Below are 19,826 nucleotides of genomic sequence, written 5' to 3'. Positions count from 1 at the left end.
AAAAGCGTTGCTTTTTCTTTTACTCGTTCGCTTTCTGAACGCGGATATCGTTGCCGAAGAACTTGATCTGGACGAAACCGGCAAGGCGGCTGGAGATCTTTTCGGTGTAAAGCTTTTCCAGCAAAGTACCATCTGTGACATTGGTGGTGACGATGGTGGGCAGCTTTGCGCCCAGCCGGTTGTTCAGCAGGCTGTACAGATTGGTGAGAAAGAAGCTGGAATTGAACTCCGTGCCAAGATCATCGAGGATCAGCAGGTCGGCATTGGATGCAGTCTGGAACAGCGCTTCTTCCTCGCCGTTCGGGTCGGAGCCGAAATGCAGCGCTTCCAGCTTGCCAAAGAAATCCGGGCAGGAGACATAGATCACATCATAGTTCTGCCGGAGCACCTCTCCGGCAATGGCCAGCGCCGCATGGGTCTTGCCAAGACCGGCATTTCCCAGCAGCAGCAGGCTCTCGCGGGTGGCGGGTGAAAAATCGGCGGCATAATCGCGCAGGTCGGCCAGAACCTCTGCCATATAGGTGCGGATGCTCTCACCGACCTCGGGATCTGCAACAGAGGGGTAATACTCCAGCTTCATAGTGTCAAAGCTGGAAATGGACAGGCTGGACAGTGCTTCGATCTCCTGACGGCGCAGCTGCTGCATCACCTTGTGGACGCAGGCGCAGGTGCGGCCGTTCACACTGCCGGTATCCTGACATTTCGGACAGGTGAAGTGCGGTTCCAGCGCGTTGGCAGGGCGTCCGCTTTCGGCCAGCAGGGCCGTCAGCTTCTGCCGGGCATCGGCCAGCGCGGCGGCGGATTCGGTGCGGTCTTTGCCCGCAGCACCGGCCAGCGCACAGCGGATGCCCCGCACCCGCACCTCTTCTTCTGCATGACGCAGGGCGGGAATGGCAGCTTCGGCCTGTGCCTGTGCATCCTGCGCCAGCGCCCGGGCGGTCTGCCGCCGCAGGGCAACGGTGCGGAGAGCTTCCTGATACAGTTCGTTTTTGGTACGCATAACGGCTCCTTATTCAGGCTTCTTGATGAGGGAACGGCGGCGGGTGGCGTTTTTCAGGATATCGTTTCCGCTGGGGGCTGCACGATCCACCCGGATGTTCCGGCTTGCGCCCGCAGCAGCTACCGGGCTGCGCACATCGTGCACGGTGCGCAGTCCCTTGGCGTTCCATGTCTTGAGGATGCTGTTCCAGTACCACAGATCGCGCTTGGGCCCGGCCTGCACGGCAGCTTCCTGCACCATGGCGTCGTCATAGCCATAGACTTCGTACCATCGTGCAATAGCCTTGCGCCCGCCCAGGGTCAATTCGTCCGGAGCAATGTCCAGCAGGCTGCTGACATACTGCTCACGGCTCTGGCGCAGAGCCAGCAGTTTGAGGTGGGCGTCTGCCTGTTCACCGGTCTCCACGCCCTCGGTGCGCCACACCTTCAGCTCATGCACCACAGCGGCTATGGTGCGCCGGCCGGTGCTGGCAACATAAGCGGTGCACAGCATCACGGTCTCGGGCGCAAAGCCCTCCTGCACATAAAGATTGACCAGCTTTTCCATTTCCTTGTGGGTCAGCGGGCGGGCAAAGCCGGTCTGTGCGCAGTCGATGAGGCTGGAGATCATGGGGTCGGTGCGGCTTGCGGCAGCAATTTCGGCCCATGTCATAGGCGTCGGGGCGCTGGGCTCCTCGCCCGGTGCAGCGTTTTCTTCATAGCGCTCCAGCAGGCCCGCACCTGCCCAAAAGGCCAGTGCACTCTCGGCACTGATACGGCTGCGCAGTTTGAGGTCGGCGCAGATCTTGTCCGGGTCGGTGACGCCGGTGGCCAGCACATACAGCGCCACGCGTACGTTGTATTCCTCTGCGATGCCGAGCTTTGAAAAGATCAGCTGAGGCACGGCGATGGTATCGCCTTTGAGCTCTTTTAAACGGTAGATCATCTTTTATTCCTTTGGTTCGTCCGGTTCATCTTCAGCAGCTGGCTCCCAGGGATCACAGTCCATCATGTTGGGACAGTTTTTCCAGCGCTCCGGCTCTGCATTGAAAGCGTCCTGCAAAAAGGCGGCGGCAGCCTCGCGGCCCTCGTCGGACAGCGGAAACACCTTCTGCACCCGCAGGGCAGGGTCAGTCTTTTCAATGGTCCAGGGGTCGGGCCAGTAATCTACAGTGAGGATGCTTTCATCCTTTGCAGCACCTTCGCCGCCATCCGGGTCCGGTACGGTGCGCTTGCCGGGGATCATCCGGTACCGCAGGCCGTATTCGTTGCCGCTGTAGGAATTTTTGCATTTGAAATAATGCAGCAGGGGAACAAAGATCATGATAGAGTCCTTTCCTGCGGCAGGCTGAGCACCGCATGCTTGATCCTATTATAAGAAACACCCGGAAAAAATGCAACGGTTTGCTTGCTCAATTGCTGGATCAAGGGCAGAAAAACGTGATAGTGAAAACAAAAAGAAAAACGGCAAACCGATATTTCACGGTTCACCGTTTGTTTTGGAGCAGGGTACGGGACCCGAACCCGCCGCCTGCTGCTTGGGAAGCAGCCGCTCTACCGGATGAGCTAACCCTGCATTGCTCACTTATTGTAGCAAAGCAGAGCAGGATTGTCAAGAGTGGAAACGTGTCAGTTTTTTGTGGTATAGGTCAGATCCAGCACCGGAGTAAACGGGTCAAACACCAGTCCTTTGATGCCGTTTGCCACCAGCAGACGCTTTTGCTGGCCCAGCAGCGGCACCACGGTGCAGCCTTCCAGCAGCTGACGTTCGCATTCGGCCAGCAGGGCACAGCGGGCATGGCCGGTCTGCTGTGCGCTTTCTGCCAGACGTTCGGTGTACAGCGGGTCAGAGTAACCGGTCAAACCACCGCTCTCGGCAGTGAACTGCTGAAGCATCTGGTATACGCTTCCGCCCTCGGCACAGATGGGAGCCAGTGCGATGGTGTAATCGCCCGCCGCAAGGCGCTTGCCAAACTCTTCCTGCGGCACCTCCTCCACTGAGAAGAAGAGGGAACAGTCCTTCTGCCATGCACCGTTGATCTGCTCGGCCAGTTCGGTGAGCCCGGCTTCCTTGGGCAGCAGGATGGTCACACCGGAAAAATCAGAGCTGGCCATGCCCTGCCGTGCTTCCAGATACAGTGCACGCGGGTCCGGGATCACAGGCATGGGATCCCCGGCAGTGTCGCGGTAGGCGATGCCGTCTACAGTCAGCCCTGCAGGCACAAGGCCCTCGGCGGCGGTGTACAGGCCGGAAGAAGGCACTGCTGCATTTTCCCGGGCAATGCCGGCCAGTGCCTGCCGCAGTGCCTGATTCTCAAAGACAGAGCCCTCGGCGCTGTTGAACAGTAGGGCCCAGGTGGTATCGGAGTAGGAAACAGCCCGCAGCGCGGTCGCTTCGCCGGTGTCGTCCAGCGCGGCAGAGCATTTCTCGTCCGCGATGAGCTGAGCGGCACTCTTGCCGGTGCTGCCGGTGTTCTGCACCAGACGCAGGCTGCCGATCAGGGGCGCAGAGACATCGCGCCGCAGGAACAGGCCGCTGGCGGTCCAGTTGTACAGATAGAAACTGCCGCTGGAAAGGGTGGTCTTTGCCGTCAGGCCGTAGGTGCCGCGGGTGCTGTTGAAGAACTCCTCGTCGCAGGGCATGGCACCGGGCAGGGTGAGCTTTGCGAGAAAGTTGTCGTCCTTTTCACTCAGGCGGAACACCAGCGTCAGCGGACCGGAAGCCGAAACCCCCAGCGTACTGGGAGCCGCCGTGCCGTCCAGAACAGCGGCGCTGTTTTCAATGGCAGAAAACTCTACCGCATAGGGAGAGCCCGTCTGTGCCTGAAAGATGCGCCGGAACGCAAACACAAAGTCCTCGGCGGTGATGGAATAATCTGTGGCGGTTCCCTTAGCGGCGGTGTAGGTCAGGCCGTCTTTTATGGCAAAGGTGTAGGTGCGGCCATCCGGAGAGACGGTCCAGCTTTCGCACAGGTTAGGTACGATCTCGCCGTCGGCGTTTTTGCGCACAAGGCCGCCGTAAAGATTCTCGCAGGCAATGACGTCTGGCGCGGCAGACACGACCTGTGGGTCAAGGTTTGCGGGGATGGTATCCACAAACCATGTAAAGCTGGCTGCACCGGAGCCGCCGCTGCAGCCGGTAAGGGCAAACAGGAACGCAGCGGCAAGCACCGCTGCGGTGATACGCAGGAACTGTTTCAAGGAAATGACCTCATTCTATGGTATTTGCTGGGAGTGTGTATGGATACAAAAAGCACTCTGCTTCGACAAGTGTAGCAGAAATGAAGGCAAAATACAATTGAGGAATTGTGAATTTCCCTTGCTTTTTGGGGCAAAAGGGCGTTTTTCCGTTGCCAATTGCGGCCAAATGGACTATAATGGTACAGCGAATGTTTCAGCGCCCCGTTGCGGCGCGTTCGATACGATATTACTTATTGAGGAGGAACTGTTTTTATGCAGAAGGATCAGCAGAAACTGGCCGAGCTCATCAAGGGCAAAAAAGTTGCCTTCATCGGCGCAGGCGTCAGCCATAAGACGCTCATCAGGGAGTTCGTGGAGCTGGGAGCGCACGTCACCCTGTGTGACCAGAAGAAGAGCGTAGAGGACTTTGGCGATTATGCCGCCACCATCCGGGAGCTGGGCATTGACCTGAGCCTGGGCGAAAACTATCTGGACGGCTTCAAGGGTCAGGACATCATCATGCGCACGCCGGGCTTTGTGGGCTACTTTGAAAAGCCCTTGCAGGATGCCATGGCCGCAGGCACCATGGTGACCAGCGAGGTGGAACTGTTCTTTGATTTCTGCCCCTGCGAGATCGTGGCTGTGACCGGCTCCGACGGAAAGACCACCACCACGACCCTGATCTCCAAGTTCTACGAAGCGGCTGGCCGCAAAGTGCATCTGGGCGGCAACATCGGCGCAGCTCTGCTGCCCATGCTGCCCGAGGTGGCCCCCGAGGATGTGGCTGTGGTGGAGCTTTCCAGCTTCCAGCTCATCAGCATGCATTCCAGCCCCAACATTGCCGTTGTGACCAACGTCACCCCCAACCATCTGGATCATCACAAGGATATGCAGGAGTACATCGACGCCAAGCGCAACATCCTGCTGTATCAGAAGCAGCCCTGCCGTGCCGTTCTGGGCTACGAGAACGAGATCAGCCGCAGCATGCAGTCCGACTGCAAGGGCAAGCAGGTGTGGTTCACCCGCCTGCACGACACCGACAACGGTGCCTTCCTGCGCAAGGAAGATCACATGCTCTGCATGGCGGAGGACGGCGTTGTGACCCCGTTCCTGGCACAGAAGGACGTGAAGCTGCGCGGTCTGCACAACATCGAGAACCTGCTGGCCGCTGCCGCTGCCGTGTGGGGTGAGGTGCCTGTGGAGGCGATCCGGCAGGTGGGCAGCACCTTTACCGGCGTGGAGCACCGCATCGAGCCGGTGCGTACGCTGGACGGTGTGCTCTACTACAACGACTCCATCGGCACCAGCCCTACCCGCACCATTGCCGGTCTGCGCAGCTTCGATCAGAAGGTCATCCTGATCGCGGGCGGCTATGACAAGCACATCCCGTATGAGCCGCTGGCACCGGAAGTGGTGGCGCATGTGAAGGAGCTTGTGCTCATGGGTGCTACCGGCCCCCGCATTGAAAAGGCTGTGCGTGAGGACCCGAATTTCAACGAGGCAGAGCTGCCCATCCAGCATGCGGACAACATGCAGCACGCTGTGGAGCTGGCCCGTGCCTGCGCAAAGCCCGGCGATATCATCATCCTGTCTCCGGCCAGCGCATCCTTTGACCTGTACCCCAACTTTGAGGTCCGCGGCCGTGAGTTCAAGAAGATCGTCAACGAGCTGAAGTGATCGCACAGGTCGATACAAAGCGGCGGCGTGCCCGCTTTGCCAATGCCTGCCGGGGCCGGTGGGTGCTGGGGGCAGTGCTTCCGCTGGACCTTGCTCTCTTCGGCAAAAGCCAGCCGTGGCGGTTCTACGCCGGGCCCACGCTGGCGCTGGAACTCAGCGGCAGCACTGCATGGGCCGCCGGAAGCGCGAATCCCGAGGAACTGGCCGGCTTTCTGGCCTTCTGCGGGTGTGAGAGCGTCATTCTGGACGAAGCCGGATGTCTGCCGCCCACCGGCTGGCACCGGGCTGAGACACTGACCGTGTTCGGTCTTGCCCCCGGCAGGGCGCTGCCGCTGCCTGCCGCAGACGAAGCCCTCTGGACACAGCTGGACCTTGACCGGGAACCTGCGGCTATGGACGTGGCCCGGGCATTGTACCCGGAAGATACGGCCAGACAGGAGGATCTTTATTCTGAACTGTGCACCAAGCGTATCCGGGGCAAGGCGCTTGTCTGGACGCTGAGACAGGGCAGGAAAGCGGTCTGCACGGTGGGAGCCTATGCCCTTGCAAATGGGCAGGCGTATATGGCCTGCGGGCAGACAGAAAGTTCCCTGCGCGGCAAAGGCATCGGCGGGCGGCTCATTGTGCAGATGGCAAACGAGCTTTCCGCAGAGGGGCAGCGCCCGGTGTTCCTCTGCAGCCCGGAGCGGGTGCATTTTTATACCCGGCTCGGCTTTGAAAAGCTGGGGGAGTATATTCGTTATGTGCCATCGTAGTTTGTCGGCTGACACGTCGGAAGTTTCTCTGAGGACCGTCCGCTGGGGTGGGACCCTGTTGCCCGTAGGGCAATAGGGCGGGCGATGGAATGGCCTGCAACAACAGTGACCGCCGCCTGCGGCGGAAACAGGGAACTGCTGTTGGGGCAGCGGCCAGCAAGATGCGAGCGGTAGCGAAGCAGATGCTGGGTGCCGCAACCCGTATCTCGTGTCCGAGGAGAAAGCTGCCGACGCGTCAGTTCATGTGAGATTTATTCCAAATCATAAATTAAGGAACCATTATAATGTCAATCTTAAATCACTTTTTTGATTATAAACCCGAAGTTCTGGCGCTGGACGAAAAGGCCATGGAGCTGTGCCAGCCCTATTTCCGTCATATGGAAGAGATCCGGGACTTCAACCAGCTCAAGATGCTGAAAGCTTTTGCGGACACGCAGATGTCCTCTACTGATATGCTGGGCACCACCGGCTACGGCCTGTGGGATACCGGCCGTGCAAAGCTGGAACAGATCTTTGCCGAGGTGATGGGAGCGGAGGATGCGCTTGTGCGCAGCCAGTTCCAGAGCGGCACCCACACGCTGGCAGTGGCACTGTTCGGTCTGCTGCGGGCAGGGGATACGCTGCTGGCTGCCACCGGTCGTCCCTACGATACGCTGGAAGGCGTCATTGGTCTGGACGGGAAGGGAAAGGGCACCGGCACCCTGATGGATTACGGTGTTCAGTATGATGAAGCGCCCCTCAAGGCTGATTTCACCCCGGACTACGACCTTATTGCAAAAAAGGCTCCGGGGGCCAAAGTGTGCCATATTCAGCGCAGCCGCGGCTATCTGCAGCGCAATGCCTTTGATCTGGAAACGATCCGGAAAATTGCGGATACCGCCCGTGAGGCCAATCCGGATATCATCATTTTTGTGGATAACTGCTACGGCGAGTTCACCCAGACGCAGGAGCCCTGTCAGGTGGGTGCAGATATCGCTGTGGGCAGCCTTATCAAGAACCCCGGCGGCGGCATTGCCCCCACCGGCGGCTACATTGTGGGCCGCAGGGATCTGGTGGAGCTGTGCGCATACCGTCTGAACGCCCCCGGCCTCGGCAAGGAGCTGGGCTGCACGCTGGAAACGCCCCGTGATATGTATCTGGGCTTTTATTACGCTCCCGGCGTGGTGTGCGAGGCCATCAAGACGGCCATCTATGCACAGTGTATGCTGGAACTGCTGGGTAAGAACCCGGTGCCGCGCTACTGCGATGACCACAACGACATTGTTACCTGCTTTGATGCAGGCACTGCAGACGCCCTGATCGGCTTCTGTCAGGGCATTCAGGCTGCAAGTCCGGTGGACAGCTATGCCGCCCCGGAGCCTTCTCCGGAGCCGGGCTATACCGACGAGGTGGTCATGGCAAGCGGCAGCTTTACGCAGGGCAGCACCATCGAGCTTTCCTGCGACGGCCCGCTGCGTGAGCCCTATACCTGCTACCTGCAGGGCGGCCTGAACTTTGCCGCAAGCCGCGCAGGCGTGCTGTTGGCCATCCAGAAGGCGTATTTTAAGGATTGAACAGGAGAGAAAAGCACATGCCTGTTTTAAGTGACCGTGTGGGCACCTTTACGGATTCTGTCATCCGCCGCATGACCCGCATCAATAATCAGTATAACTCCATCAACCTGTCTCAGGGTTTTCCGGATTTTGACCCGCCGAAGCAGCTGCTGGACGCGCTGGCAAGGACAGCCTATGCCGGCCCGCACCAGTACGCTGTGACCTTTGGTGCACAGAACTTCCGCGAGGCGCTGGCCAAAAAGACCAGCCCCGCCCTGCACCACACTGTGGACCCTAACACCGAGATCTGCGTGACCTGCGGCGGCACCGAGGCCATGATGGCGGCCATGATGACCATCTGCAACCCCGGCGACAAGGTGATGATCTTTTCGCCGTTCTACGAGAACTATGGCGCAGATGCCATCCTTTCCGGTGCGGAGCCGATCTATATCCCACTGGTGCCGCCCACCTATGAGTTTGATATCTCCCTGATCGAAAAGGGCTTTGCCGAGGGAGCCAAGGCACTGATCCTGTGCAACCCCTCCAACCCTTGCGGCAAGGTGTTCCGCCGGGACGAGCTGGAGGCCATTGCCGCCCTTGCAATCAAGTACGATGCCTTTGTGGTAACAGATGAGGTGTACGAGCATATCGTCTACGCGACCGCAGAGCATATCTGCATGGCAAGCCTGCCCGGCATGTTTGAGCATACCATCACCTGCAACTCGCTCTCCAAGACCTACTCCATTACAGGTTGGCGTCTGGGCTATCTCATCGGCCCGGCAGAGGTGATCGAGAGTGCCCGCAAGGTGCACGATTTCCTTACTGTGGGTGCGGCTGCACCGCTGCAGGAAGCCGCCGTGGCCGGTCTGGAACTGCCGGCAAGCTACTACAAAGACCTGCAGGCCCTTTACACAGAAAAGCGCGACCACTTTCTTGCCGGGCTGGACCGTGTGGGCCTGAAGCACAATGTGCCGCAGGGGACCTATTTTGTGATGATCGATATTTCGGAATTTCTCGCTCTGCCGCAGTTTGAGGGATGGACAGATCTGGAATTCTGCGAGTGGATGATCCGGGAGATCGGCGTGGCAGCTGTGCCGGGTTCCAGCTTCTTCCGGGAACCGGTGAACCATCTGATCCGGATGCACTTTGCCCGTGGTACCGATGTTCTGGACGAGGCCATCCGCCGTCTGGAAAAGCTGTCTGAGCTGCTGAAATAAGTTCTGATCAAAATACAAGGGTCTCTTAAAACCAAATCCGGTGAAAAGAACACAAAAAAGCTGAGCATCTGCAAAAAATCAGGTGCTCAGCTTTTTGTGTTTTGAGTTCCGAAAAATCTGTCTTTTTGAAAGATTTCGCACCTTACGATGGGATCGATGCGGATAAAACAGACCGATCTGCCGCTGTTTCAGGGAGCAAAAACGTCCATTACATCGGTGCACCACTTCAGCTGCCGGGTGAACTTTTCCCGCAGCACATCGTCACTGCCGCTGCCCTTGAAAAGTCCTTTGTTGTTTTCCACGGCAAAATACAGGGTGCCGTCTCGGTGCAGGCTCCCGCTGAAGCTTCCCTCCGCTGTCCCGGCAAGAGCCAGCAGCTTCCGGCATTTCTCCTCCGTCAGGCAGGCTTTCAGGGCGGTGTCATCGTCTGCTGTCAGCTTGAACTGCTGTTCAAAGCCGTCCATGGAGTTCTGTACCGATGCACCCCGGACGAGCTGTCCCAGCCTGCCCCGTGGGGTAAAGGTCAGGCTCACGGGCATTGGCACACCAAAACGGCAGATGCCCCACAGCCCGGCGTATACCGTGTCGTAGGACGGCGCGTTGACCACAGTGGGGTCGTTCGGGTCGGTATAGCTGACATCCCGGTCCAGCTCGATGCTGCACAGTTCCACCTCATAGCCCCGGTATTTTGCACGGACGTGCTCTCCGCCGGTCATGCGGTCATACTGGGGCAGAGGAAGCCCGGAGTCCCCAAAACAGGTGATCCTGCCATTGGGCGCAAACTGCACCTGCTGCAGCGCAGCATCCAGCACCGCGGGGACGATGCGGCGGTCTACGTCCTGTCGGGCGGCTTCTTTCCGGCTGCTGTGCAGCCATCCCAGAAGAAGCACCACGGCAATCGCAAAAATCATTCCATAACTCATAGCGTCCTCCCTTTCTCTTTCCGGCTCAGCCGCAGATGCTGAAGTACAGGCTGGCGTAGGGGTCCAGCGGCGAAAGATCCATGATGTTACCTTCGGGGCTTACATTTTCCAGATTATCCAGCGCCATGGCATCAGCATAGTTGTCCGGCTGCGCCTGTGCGGCAAAAACCAGTCCGTCGTAATCCTCCGGCAGGTAGACCACATAGCTCTTGGTAAAGATCTTGTCATCGCTGGTGCTGCTCATGTTCCAGTCGGTAGAGAAGAAGAACTCGATGTCGTAAGCGTTGTCGTTCCAGTACACCGTGTGATAATAGTGGTGGTCGGCCCGGCTCGTATCCCCCCTGGCGGTGGATGCCGTGAGCCATGTGCCGGTATAGGCATCGTAGAGTTCGCTGGAAATGTAGGTATCATAGGTCTGCCCAAAGTAGGGAATAGAGGAATCCGGGATATAGCACACGGCATCAAACTGGATCTCCCGGATGCCGTCGTGGGTCACGTCGTTGTACTTTGTCACCTGCCAGTAACACTCGTCGGTGTTGTAGCCGCTGCCCTTTCCGGTAAAGCTGCAAACGCCGCTGTTCAGCCGGATGGGGTCGGAAGAATCCACAACGCCATTGATCTCCAGCCCGTTTTTCTCAAAGCAGGCCGCCCGGGAGGCGATGGCATCCACCGGGTGCAAAGCATCCGAAGAGCCTTCCTCCAACAGGTCGCCGCTGACCGAAAGATCCAGCCGCATCTGCGGAGTATCGTCGTCGAAGTAGAGGTCCATGCCGTATTTGTCCGCATCTGCGGTGCCAGTGTAAATGGTCTCGTCCTCAGAGTTGACGAATTCAAAGGTGCTGTCCTCGTGGACACGGAGCCAGAGCTCGATGTCGTAATAGCCCCACAGACCGACATAATCATTGATGTAGTCGTAGCCGTCCATGGCATCGACCTCTTCCGCAGAGGAAGCCGTACTGACGTCAGCCGGAACGCTGCTGGCGGGGGCATCGCCGCCGCAGCCGGTACAGAGGATGCCGCCTGCCAGCAGAAGGCTGGCAAGGGGCAGCAGATGAGTTTTGTTTTTCATGGTCGTTTTCTCCCGATCTTCAAAGTTTCTGTCCTGCTGCCCAGACGAACAGCAGCGTCAGCAGGGCATACGCCGCGCTGAGCACTGCCACAACGATGCACAGGGCCTGTAGTCCCCGGCGCAGCCGGGGCTTCTGCGGCAAAAGCCGGGGCAGCGCATAGGCCCCGGCCAGAGCCAGTACAAGCAGCAGAACCGATTGTTCCAGCGTCATATCCTTAAACCTCAATCCACCAGTTCAAGATGATCGCAGATGTTATAGAACACATCCTGCATGTCGTCCGCTTCATCGGCAATGGTGCCGAAGGCATAAAGGTAGGTGTAGTCGTCGGTGTCCACCGTGTAGACCATCCACTCCCGCTGGTCCTCCCCCGAGCCGGTGGTGTACCAGACGATGTAAACCGGGTAGGAAAGGTTCTGGGTGTAGTCCTCATCCTGAAAGCAGGTGACATCGCGGGGTTCCTCTTCACCGGTATCCAGAGCGGCAAATCGGGCGGCATATTCTGCGTATTCCTCCGCCGTCTCGTTGGTGCGCAGCGACTGGAACGCCATATCCACCACCAGCACAGAGCCGTCCTGCGTCATGTCCTCGTAGGTGTAGGTGCCATCCTCATAGTTCTCGTTCATCAGATTTTCCATGCTGGTGAAGGGGAGACCGCCGCCCACCAGCACCGGGATGCTCACCACGTCCGAAGAGGCGGGGATCAGGTCGCCCCGGCCATCCTCCGGCGGGATGACCTCGTAAGCCCCGGCCTTGTCGGAGTCCGAAGCCTCGCCCGCGGCCTCGGAACTGCCGCATCCGGTCAGGGAAAACATCAGCAAGGCGGCAAGTAAAAGTGCGATACGTTTCATTTTGGTTCCTCCTGTTTCAGAAAAGCTCCGTATTCTGCGCCACGGCTTCCATCAGATCCTTCATCATGTCAACCGAGTCCTGAAAACTGCGGCGGTATTCATCAATGATCTTCGGGTCGATGTCCTTGGAAACTGCCATGATTTTCCGGTCGGTGTCAAAGGCGGCAAACATCAGATCTCCCCGGAAGCTTATCCGCAGCGCCCGGGCGTCCACGGCCCTCTGCAGCTGCTGCTTCCAGCTTTCCGGTGCCAGATCAAACTCGCCGGGCAGGGCAAAGGGCTCCGGAGCCATCGGCCTGCGCATCCGGCACACCAGAAACAACCCCTTGAAGATCGTTTTGGAGCAGGTGCGGGTGTTGTGCGGGTCGTCGGGCATGGGGTCGCGCACCTCCCAGACGTGGATGAGGGAAGCGTTGTGCATGGCAAAGGGAATGCCCTGATAGCTGCCCTCGTAGCTGCCGTGGGCACTGGCCGATTCCCATTCCTCCGGGAAAAGCCCGGAACGCCGTGCCAGTTCATCGCTCATGGGCCACTGCTTGTGCTCCGGCTGGGGGCCAAAGACCTTGTGCAGCGCGGCCATAAAACCATCCCCCAGCTGTCCGAGGATCAGGGAACTTTGCATGGCATGGATCAGCTGGATCAAAAATACTGCTGCTACGATCACAAGCATCACGATGGTGCAGCCCGCCGTAAAGCTTTGAAGCAGGATGCCGGCCAGAACGCCCAGCACGGCACCTGCAATGCAGCCATAGGCGCAGAGGTTTGCCAGATGCCCGTAAAACAGGATGCGGCGGGAAAGCTCTTCATCCGGCATTTTTTCCTGCGGGGCACGGTTCCGTGTCCTCATACTGTATCACTCCCATCAGCACCCGACGGTGCTGCTCACCTTCTTGCCCATCTTGTCGGCCTTATCGTAGCCGTTGTGCTCCGGGACAAAGAAGGTCTTTGCCATGGCGTTGTTGTAGCTGGTGTCCCAGTAGATCACTGTCCACATGTAGGCATCCATCTCATCATTCCAGATGTAGCCCCGCATGGTGGCGATGCGGTTGGAAGCGTTGCTCTCGTCCACGACCTCCCACGAGGTATCGGGCCACTGACCACCGTACAGCTGCTGGAAATCATACTCCAGATATTCCTCTGCATAGTCCAGAACAAAGTCGTCATCAGAGCCGGTATAGTCCAGATATTCATTGGTGATCCTGCGGCAGACCGCAAAACCGCAGTCGTCCCATTCGGGGTTTGCCACCACAAGGGCATCCTCCAGAACATCCAGCACATAATACTCATAGGGGTAGTAGGTCTGCACATGAACGGTTTTGTCCTTGACGTGCATCCGGTTGCCTTTGTCGGTAAAGGTCAGGTCGTGGCCGGATGCATAGACGCTGAGTGCCAGCGACATGGTCAGCAGTGCAGCGGCAAACAGCCCCAGCGCGCGTTTCATCGTGCTTTTCATAGAATTGCCTCCTTTTTAATAAATGGTTTTTGCTCCGGTCATGCCGGAACGGATCGAAAGGCCCCGGTCTCCGGGTCCCAGCAGAACAACAGTTCCAGCGTTCCATCTTCCTGTGAAAAGCGGAGCAGGACATCGCTGCTGCCGTCGCCGTTCCGGTCTGCGGTCTCCATGCCGAGGTAGCGCTGTTCTGCATTCTCCACAGGTGCAGGGTAGTCTAGCTCTGCCAGCAGCACCTGACTTTCGGTGTCATGGTAGAGGGTCGTGTCCTCGGTGTGGACGCAGGCGCAGAAGGGGATGGTCTCCCCGTCCTGCACCAGTGTGCCGGAGTCATCGATGATGCCCCATGTGCGCCAATCGCTTCCGGCAATGTCTTCCTCCGATGGATCATCCGACGGCATTGCCGGAGCCGGGAGGATGGCCCACCCCAGCAGTAGGATCAGAAATGCCGCCAGTAGAACGCCGATTTGTTTTTTCATGGTTCACCACCTGTTGTTGAAGAGCAGGTCGGTGCCGTTCAGGCTCAGGGTGCTTACGTCTTCTCCCACATCGCCCGGGTGCTCATTCGGGATCAGCACTGCAGCGTCCTCGGTTCCGTCGTCCCAGAAAAGGCTTACGGCATCGCCGTCCACCATCCACTGACCGGTATACACGCTGTCGGCATCAAAGCCGTAAACGCCGTCGCCCAGATCCTTCTGGCCATACAGGATGAAGCCATGGTTGGGGTAGAAGTTGAGGTACAGGTGCTCTTCGTCCATCCGCCACTGCCGGTACATCAGCACACAGGCGTTGTGCAGGTCCTCGTCATCGGTGTAGTCGGAGCGGATGTAGTAGCTTTCAAAGGAGCTTGCATTTCCGATAAGAAACGCTCTGCCGTCCTCGATGATCTCCACACTGTTAAAGACATTCTCCTCCATATGAAGGCTCAGGAAAGGCACATCGTCCGGGCCGACGTCAAAGCCCTCAAAGTTGTAGGAGCATCCCAGCATGGGGTAGGCGGTGTAGGTGTCCTCGGTGGAGCCGTACTCGGTGTGTATCTCCACCGTGCCGTCGGACGCAATGTGGTACCAGTTTTCCGAGGTGTAGTCCCCCCGCTCGTACCAGATCCAGTCGTCCAGCACTTCCCGCTGCTCATCGCTCAGCTCGGCCGCAGAGGTCGTGTCCGAGGTCTCCTCAGAATACGGGGCTTCCTCCGATTCTGAGCTGGGGGAGGGCTCTGCCGCGCCTCCTCCACAGGCAGAAAGGCTGATGCTCAGCGCCAGCAGAAGGCTCAGAACAGCCGCTGCTTTTTTCCATTTCATCTTGTTTTTCTCCTTTCCTGTTTTGATCTGCAAAGTGTTTTGCCGGCAGTGAAGCAGCTGAGAAAAAGGCCCATGTCCGCATCGCAGGGGTGCCGGACATGGGCCTCGCTGTTTAAAAAACGGAAAAGCATTTGACCCAAGCCGTTTCCGCTGCGGCAAAAAGAACCTTCCTTCTGCTCTGCGGGGAGCGGGTTCCGCTTTTGCCGGGATCCATCAGCAGGTTCTCTTCACATCCGTCCTGAGTTTTCCGGTGCAGATCTGCAGCTGCCCCATCACTGCTGCGGTGCCGCAGCCTGTTTCCAGACCCGGATCACGCGGTACTTCGTGACCTTCTTTTCCGGGTGGAACGCGCCGTCCTCAGCCGTCAGCAGGCCCTGTTCGGTGCACCACTGGGCGGCCTTTGCAGTTTCAGTATCTGCCGTGTCCGCAAAGGCGGGCAGTGCAGCGGGTTCCGGCCTTCCGGCGTTCTGCCACAGCAGTAGGGCCAGCTCGCCGCGGGTCGCGGGGACCGCCGTGCCCTCAGGCAGCAGGTCTTTCAGGATGGCGCGGGTGGCCAGTTCGTAGATGCCGAAGCCTGCAGCTCCCACCACAGCAGCGCCGCCTGCCACGGCCAGCACTGCGCCGAACCCGGAGCCGTCTCCGCCGTCGATTACCGTTTCGTCCGGGACAGGGGCGGGGCCAGGCTCAGGACCCTCGCCGATCCACTGCCAGTGGGCATAGAGGGTGATATTTTCTGTGATCAGCTCCAGACGCTGCTCTTGCTTGTAATAGAGCTGTTTTTCCACCGGCTCACCGCCGACAGCTGCAGTGTACCAGCCAACGAAATCATAGCCTTCCCGCTTCGGGCCCATGCCGGTTCCTACATTGATCGACAGACCTTCGCCGGTGCCTCCAGTCTGTGTGATAAAGCTATCTGTGGCAAAGCTCACCTGATTGTGGCTGCCATTCCACTTGCCGCCGCTTTGACTGATCCAGCTGTCATTCGTGCCCCAGGAAGTGCCGCCGTTGAGGTCGAAGGTAACGGTGTAGTGCGTGGTGGTGGGGGCGTTGGTGGTGATCTCAAAATAAGACGCATCGTCAGGCCGCGTCCAGCTGCCGCCCGTCACTTGCGTCCATGCGCCGCCTTTCGCCGTGCGGTACCGGAAGTTGGGCGCGTTCACAGTCAGGTTACTTTCGCCCAGCTTGATGAAATTGCTGCTGGTGGAATCCAGCTTCAGGGTGCCGCGGGTGAAGGTCACGGCACCGTTGTCGATGCAGGTTGTGGCACTCACCGAAAGGCTGCCGCCGTCCACGGTGGACCCACCGTTCAGGCCGCTGGTTGCTCCGGTGATGGTCACCACGCCGCCATCATAGACCGTGACACCGCCAGCATCAACAGCTTTTTCGGCCTTGTCAATTTCCAGCGTGCCATGAACTTTTGCACCGTAGCCGGAAACTGCATTGTCTGCGTTCTGAATGATCAGCTTGCCGCCGCTCTCGACCGTGGCACCCTCTCCGCTGACGCCATAGTTTACATCACGAATGGTCAGGATGCCCGAAACATCCACGCCGTAGGCGTATGTTCCGCAATTGAATCTTTCCAGTGTGATATCCGCCCCGGCGGCGATCTCTGCCTTGTCCGCTTGAGGGAAAATACCATACCCGGTCTTTTCTGTGCCGGTCAGAGTTCCCGTTCCGTCAATTGTGATTGAGCGAATCGGCATGATGCCAGCTTTGTTTTGCGGCACCGTGATCTCTCCGCTCAGGGTCAGCACAGACCCTTCATACTTCGCGGTTCCATCTCCCAGAATGTCTGTCGCATTGTCTGCAGTCACCGACGTTCCGGCAACGCTCAGATCACTGGTTATCCCGTCCGCCGCGAATGCAGCCGCAGGCAGCGTGGTCAGGGCCATGGCCGCTGCCAGAAAGGCACTGAGCAGCCGCAGCTTGGGGGTGTGCCGGAGTTCATTTGTCATAAAAACATCCTCCTTCCGCCGTTCCGCTGCCCTGTGCGCTGCTTTTTTCAGTCTGCATCCGGGCGCAGAAAAACCGGCCTGTTATTCCTCTAATAAAAGAGTACAACGGGCCGGTGAAAAAAGCTATTAACCTGAGGTTAGTATTTTTTGGCGAACAACTCTGCCAGCTGGGCACGCTTCGTGCGCACCCCGCCGCCAATACCCAGCTTGGAATAAAGCTGGTTTGTGTACTGCTTCACCGTTCCTTCCGAAAGGAACATCTTGGCGGCGATCTCTTTGTTGGTGCAGCGGTCTGCAATGAGCCTTGCCAGTGTAAGCTCCCGCTCTGTCAGCCGGGCGGCAGCTTCGGGCAGGGCCTCGCTGTGGTTCAATGCCCGGCAGCGTTCCTCCTGCGCCGCACCCAGAGCAAGGATGCGCCGGACAGCATCGGAATGGGACCCTTCCTGCGCTGCTTCCAGCAGAGGTTTCAGATCCCGGAAATTTTCTGCAAAGGGCATGATAAAGCCGTCCGGGGCGGCCTGCGCCAGAGCCTGCTGGAGCAGGCTGAGGCCTTCGTCCTGTCGGCCCAGCCGGGCACAGGCTGCCGCCATCTGGATCCGCAGATGCAGGGCCACAAGGTCATAGTGAAGGGCTTCGCACAGGGCCAGCAGCCCCGGGCTGCGGCCCAGCACCCGGGCCCATTCTCCCTGTGCCAGATACACCTGATTTTCGATCAGCCCGATCATGGGTTTGCCGGGAGCGAGGGTGTTTACGGTATTCATGCGGTGGGCGGCGTACACCTCCGGGATGCTGTCTGTCTGCCCCCGCAGGGCGTAGTAATAGGCGCAGATGGCGTTGAACAGATTGCGCCATGACATATTGTGCTGCCGGAGCATTTCTTCCCGCCGTACTTCCAGCGGGACCCGGGGCGTGTAGGGCCCGCAGAGGGACAGCCGCCACGCCAGAAAATCACAGCAGAGGGCCATGTTGGTCTGACCGTTGCCCTCGATCTGTGCATAGGCACGCTCCAACAGGATCTGCGCGTCGTCGAACCGCCCCTGCTGCAGATCTGCTTCTGCCCGCATGATGGTCTCCGCTCCCATGCCGTGCCCATTGGTGATCTTATAATAGTGGGGCATACATTCATCCATCTCCGCCAGCTCCCGGTCCAGCTGACCGGGCTGACGGTGGAACATCATCAGCACCGAGGGAGAGCCGAAGGTCCACCCACCGCTGTTCTGGATGCTGATAGCCGGGTGGGACATCTGCGCACTGGCGCTGCGGTGCAGGCGGCTCATGGCAGAGATATCGTTGTACATGAGAAAGCTCAGGATCAGGTCGCACTCTCCAAGAAGGCTGCCTTTTTCTTCCTGAGACCACTCCGGATGCTCTGCCACCGTGGTCAGCAGAAGCTGCTTCAGCTCCATCATTTTGGGGATCTGCCGCCAGTTGAACATACAGCGCATCAGTACCAGAATGGCAAAGGGGTGCCGCTTGAGCGTTTCCACCGGACAGCGCCCCAGCCGTTCCAGCAGCTCTGCCGGGTCAAGGGAGGACAGCAGGATCCCGGCATCCCGTTCAATGACCTGCAGCGCTGCATCGTAGTCTTTGCAAGCCTCGTAGGCGGTCAGGGCATGGAGATACTGCTGCTTTGCCTCATACCACGCCCCGTACCGTTCCCGGCAGGCATCCTGCTTTTCCGGAGCCAGGCGGGCAAACAGCCGCACGGCACACTCCTTGAGCATGTGATGGAATCGGAAGGTCTTTCCGTCCGGCAGGCGGGTCACAAAGGCGTTCTGCTCGGTCAGGGTCAGCAGGATCTCCTCTGCGTCCGGCATTTCGGTCACGACCCGTGCCATTTCCACCGTGAACTCATCCGCAAGCCCCATTATGGCAAGGAACTCCCGCTTTTGGGACGGCAGGTTTTCCAGCATCGCCGCCGTGAACATGGAGTAGATATCGGCATCCTCGCTCAGCAGGATTCCCCGCTCGGCTAAGGAGTGCAGATTCAGGTATATGGCAGAAAACCACCCCTCACAGGAGCGCAGAAGGCTTTCCACCTGTGCCTCGGTCAGGTCCATACCGCAGCGGTGGGCGTAGTGGGCAAGCTCGGTATGGTTGAGCCGCAGCTGCTCCCTGCCAATACGGTGCAGACGGTGCCCCAGCCGGAGGATCTCTTCCTTGGGCAGAAAGTTGTTCCGGCTTGCCACGATCAGGTGGATGTTCGCCGGCAGGCGGTTTGCCAGCCCGCACAGGAACTTTGCCGCTTTTTCGTCCTTTAACAGGTGGAAATCATCCAGAAACAGGTAGCAGGGCGTGTCTCCTGCCAGCACAGCGCACAGGTCATCCATCAACTGGGCGGCGCTGCTGGCATCTTCGGGGTATTCGCAGCCCGCCAGTGCTGTCAGCCCTGCTGCCGCAAAGGCGTTCTGAACACTTTTCCAGAAGATGAAGCGATTGTCGGAATAGATATTCACCCGCAGGATGACGGCCGCTTCTGTCTGCCTGCGCTGGTTCAAAAACCAGTTGACCGCCGTGGTCTTGCCGTAGCCCATAGGAGCCACCACCGCCGTCAGTGCGCTGACCGAAACAGGGCGCAGGGTCTTGCTGGGTATCCGTAAAACAGTTTTCGAAAAATGACACGGCAACTGCCTGTCAGGATTGGTTACGGAGTACCCGGCTAGGCCGAGGAAGCATCAAGTCCCATGTCCGCACCGTTAAGGTGTTGGGTATGGGGCTTTTTGCATTTCAGGAACGTATACACCTCTGGAAAGGTGTAACACACTAGACTTTGTACCAAAGTCGTGTGCCAAGGGTGCTGCGCCCCTTTGGAATCCCTGCTTACATCGCCTGTGGGCGATGTAGATTCGCCGCACAGAAAGCTCTCACAAAAGGCACACCCGGCTGTCTGCGGCGAGGAGAAGGCACTTCTGCGGAAGTGTAATAACCCACTATGACACT

General features: G+C 58.7%; 18 protein-coding genes and 1 tRNA gene. 4 read left to right on the top strand and 15 right to left on the bottom strand.

Going from position 1 to position 19,826, the window contains the following annotated elements:
* Window positions 1-19: 19 nt before the first annotated feature.
* The 5 genes from ACNSPV_RS10760 to ACNSPV_RS10740 form a co-directional block, all read right to left on the bottom strand.
* Entirely contained in the window at window positions 20-1,000 is a 981-nt protein-coding gene (locus tag ACNSPV_RS10760) for an ATP-binding protein (RefSeq protein WP_348583435.1), read from the bottom strand.
* Window positions 1,001-1,009: 9 nt separating this feature from the next.
* The gene (locus ACNSPV_RS10755) at window positions 1,010-1,924 is read right to left on the bottom strand and encodes a DnaD domain protein (protein WP_348583436.1); all 915 of its coding nucleotides are present in this window, start codon (window positions 1,922-1,924) and stop codon (window positions 1,010-1,012) included.
* A gap of 3 nt (window positions 1,925-1,927) precedes the next feature.
* Window positions 1,928-2,302, bottom strand: a complete 375-nt coding sequence (locus ACNSPV_RS10750; RefSeq protein ID WP_348583437.1) for a hypothetical protein — start codon at window positions 2,300-2,302, stop codon at window positions 1,928-1,930.
* A gap of 176 nt (window positions 2,303-2,478) precedes the next feature.
* Window positions 2,479-2,554: transfer RNA gene (locus ACNSPV_RS10745), tRNA-Gly, on the bottom strand.
* A gap of 53 nt (window positions 2,555-2,607) precedes the next feature.
* The gene (locus ACNSPV_RS10740) at window positions 2,608-4,179 is read right to left on the bottom strand and encodes a peptide ABC transporter substrate-binding protein (protein WP_348583438.1); all 1,572 of its coding nucleotides are present in this window, start codon (window positions 4,177-4,179) and stop codon (window positions 2,608-2,610) included.
* A gap of 252 nt (window positions 4,180-4,431) precedes the next feature.
* Here ACNSPV_RS10740 and murD point away from each other — a divergent pair, with 252 nt between their 5' ends.
* From murD to ACNSPV_RS10720, 4 genes are all read left to right on the top strand, one after another.
* Window positions 4,432-5,835 (top strand): UDP-N-acetylmuramoyl-L-alanine--D-glutamate ligase, encoded by a 1,404-nt coding sequence (gene murD, locus ACNSPV_RS10735; protein ID WP_348583439.1) that lies wholly within the window; start codon window positions 4,432-4,434, stop codon window positions 5,833-5,835.
* A complete protein-coding gene (locus tag ACNSPV_RS10730; protein ID WP_348583440.1) occupies window positions 5,832-6,590 on the top strand; it encodes a GNAT family N-acetyltransferase in 759 nt (252 codons plus the stop codon). The genes murD and ACNSPV_RS10730 overlap by 4 nt, the downstream gene beginning before the upstream one ends.
* A 284-nt stretch (window positions 6,591-6,874) precedes the next feature.
* A complete protein-coding gene (locus tag ACNSPV_RS10725) occupies window positions 6,875-8,143 on the top strand; it encodes an aminotransferase class I/II-fold pyridoxal phosphate-dependent enzyme (protein ID WP_348583441.1) in 1,269 nt (422 codons plus the stop codon).
* 17 nt (window positions 8,144-8,160) lie between these two features.
* The gene (locus ACNSPV_RS10720) at window positions 8,161-9,339 is read left to right on the top strand and encodes a pyridoxal phosphate-dependent aminotransferase (protein ID WP_348583442.1); all 1,179 of its coding nucleotides are present in this window, start codon (window positions 8,161-8,163) and stop codon (window positions 9,337-9,339) included.
* A 188-nt stretch (window positions 9,340-9,527) separates the two neighbouring features.
* Here the strand turns inward: ACNSPV_RS10720 and ACNSPV_RS10715 are convergent, their stop codons facing one another.
* The 10 genes from ACNSPV_RS10715 to ACNSPV_RS10670 all read right to left on the bottom strand — a co-directional run bounded on the left by ACNSPV_RS10715 (window position 9,528) and on the right by ACNSPV_RS10670 (window position 19,420).
* Window positions 9,528-10,262: a DUF3137 domain-containing protein gene (locus ACNSPV_RS10715; protein WP_348583443.1), complete on the bottom strand. Its 735-nt coding sequence runs from the start codon at window positions 10,260-10,262 to the stop codon at window positions 9,528-9,530.
* Between the two features lie 25 nt (window positions 10,263-10,287).
* Window positions 10,288-11,331: a hypothetical protein gene (locus ACNSPV_RS10710; protein WP_348583444.1), complete on the bottom strand. Its 1,044-nt coding sequence runs from the start codon at window positions 11,329-11,331 to the stop codon at window positions 10,288-10,290.
* 19 nt (window positions 11,332-11,350) lie between these two features.
* Entirely contained in the window at window positions 11,351-11,542 is a 192-nt protein-coding gene (locus ACNSPV_RS10705) for a hypothetical protein (protein WP_348583445.1), read from the bottom strand.
* An 11-nt stretch (window positions 11,543-11,553) separates the two neighbouring features.
* The gene (locus ACNSPV_RS10700) at window positions 11,554-12,180 is read right to left on the bottom strand and encodes a hypothetical protein (RefSeq protein ID WP_348583446.1); all 627 of its coding nucleotides are present in this window, start codon (window positions 12,178-12,180) and stop codon (window positions 11,554-11,556) included.
* Between the two features lie 16 nt (window positions 12,181-12,196).
* On the bottom strand, window positions 12,197-13,027 hold the full coding sequence (locus tag ACNSPV_RS10695; RefSeq protein ID WP_348583447.1) for a hypothetical protein: 831 nt from the start codon (window positions 13,025-13,027) through the stop codon (window positions 12,197-12,199).
* Window positions 13,028-13,042: 15 nt separating this feature from the next.
* Complete coding sequence (locus ACNSPV_RS10690; RefSeq protein ID WP_348583448.1) at window positions 13,043-13,633, bottom strand: hypothetical protein; 591 nt, start codon at window positions 13,631-13,633, stop codon at window positions 13,043-13,045.
* A gap of 38 nt (window positions 13,634-13,671) precedes the next feature.
* Complete coding sequence (locus tag ACNSPV_RS10685; RefSeq protein WP_348583449.1) at window positions 13,672-14,109, bottom strand: hypothetical protein; 438 nt, start codon at window positions 14,107-14,109, stop codon at window positions 13,672-13,674.
* 3 nt (window positions 14,110-14,112) lie between these two features.
* The gene (locus ACNSPV_RS10680; RefSeq protein ID WP_348583450.1) at window positions 14,113-14,931 is read right to left on the bottom strand and encodes a hypothetical protein; all 819 of its coding nucleotides are present in this window, start codon (window positions 14,929-14,931) and stop codon (window positions 14,113-14,115) included.
* A 272-nt stretch (window positions 14,932-15,203) separates the two neighbouring features.
* A complete protein-coding gene (locus ACNSPV_RS10675; RefSeq protein ID WP_348583451.1) occupies window positions 15,204-16,886 on the bottom strand; it encodes an InlB B-repeat-containing protein in 1,683 nt (560 codons plus the stop codon).
* A gap of 137 nt (window positions 16,887-17,023) precedes the next feature.
* Window positions 17,024-19,420 (bottom strand): LuxR C-terminal-related transcriptional regulator, encoded by a 2,397-nt coding sequence (locus tag ACNSPV_RS10670; RefSeq protein WP_348583452.1) that lies wholly within the window; start codon window positions 19,418-19,420, stop codon window positions 17,024-17,026.
* Window positions 19,421-19,826: the final 406 nt, after the last annotated feature.

It is taken from the genome of Faecalibacterium sp. 3, from assembly GCF_048323735.1.
GTDB lineage: Bacteria > Bacillota > Clostridia > Oscillospirales > Ruminococcaceae > Faecalibacterium > Faecalibacterium wellingii.
This window is presented reverse-complemented; position numbering and strand designations above follow the sequence as displayed.